This is a genomic window from Treponema sp. JC4, assembly GCF_000260795.1.
In the GTDB taxonomy this organism is placed as follows: Bacteria; Spirochaetota; Spirochaetia; order Treponematales; family Treponemataceae; genus Treponema_D.
Map to the genome: position 1 here is coordinate 1 of NZ_AJGU01000106.1, position 1104 is coordinate 1104.

The following is a 1104-nucleotide window of genomic DNA, read 5'->3' on the forward strand; positions in this document are numbered from 1 at the left end:
CTTTTAAATTTTTATTATTGAAACAAGCTGTTCCCCTGTAAATATAATATTTGTTCCTTCCGAGATTTTCTGAAGAACAGGAATTCCTTCTGCAGGAAGTTCAACTCCAAGTTTATCTCCAGCAGCTTTTGCTTCTATTCCTAAAGAAACAGTTCTGTATCTAATTTGTTCTTTTGGTGTTAAATTATTCAATCTCTCTTTGTCAATTTTTATTTCTTCTTGAAGATATTTTATATAGGCTTCTGTATCACCACCAAAATCATCAAGACTTTTATCACTTGCTTCAGCTTTCATTCCTAATTCATCTGGATTATCAGGTGTTTTGATACCAAATACATTTAAAATAGGTGAAATAAAATTGGATATAATATTTCCCAAGACTGGAGCAATTTTTTCTATACCAACTTTTATTTTATCAAATACAACACCAATCTTTTCTGCAACACCAGACAAGAAGGGTCCGACTTTTGGTATAAAGTCTTTTACCCCTTCAACTATAAAGCTGCAAACGCTTTTGATTCCTTCCCAAATAAATCCCATTTTAGGCCTCCTTATTTTATTAATCGTAGAATAGCTAATAATTTGTTATCAGTTATATCTACTGTTTTATTTTTTATAACCTCATTAAAAAATGACGTTATTATTTCCTGTGAAGTTTTATCCTTAGTTAAAAGAAGCGAAATGTCTTCTATTTTACCTAAAGTTTTTCTTAAATCTTCAATCATAGATAAAAATAGTTTATCTTGTGAAGGATTATTTTTCCCTTGACTTATTTTTATAAGTTCATCTTTAAATCGTTTCTCTGTTGTCATCCATTTATCAACAATCGATGCCGATGGCTTTTCATTCAAGTTTTCTAAACCTGGTATTATTCCTGATTTATAATTTGATGCATAAAAGTTTAATATTTGTTCTCGCAAATCCTTATCTTTAGGAGGTATGCGTTCTGTATTATTGTTTTCGTCTTTTGAAATCTGCACTTGTATTGCTTTATCTAATCCCGGATGCATCATTACGACTCTGCCTGGAACAAGATATGATAAATGCTTCTTTTTGTTCTTCTGACAGTGCCNTTANATTTCCGACAGCGTCCTTGCATCTTGT

The 1104-nt window shown here is 31.0% G+C and carries 2 protein-coding genes; both read right to left on the reverse strand.

Annotation, left to right across the window (positions count from 1 at the left end; genetic code table 11):
• Positions 1-3: 3 nt before the first annotated feature.
• On the reverse strand, positions 4-540 hold the full coding sequence (locus MSI_RS13465) for a hypothetical protein (protein ID WP_007590552.1): 537 nt from the start codon (positions 538-540) through the stop codon (positions 4-6).
• A gap of 11 nt (positions 541-551) precedes the next feature.
• Positions 552-1013 (reverse strand): hypothetical protein, encoded by a 462-nt coding sequence (locus MSI_RS13470; protein ID WP_007590553.1) that lies wholly within the window; start codon positions 1011-1013, stop codon positions 552-554.
• Positions 1014-1104: the final 91 nt, after the last annotated feature.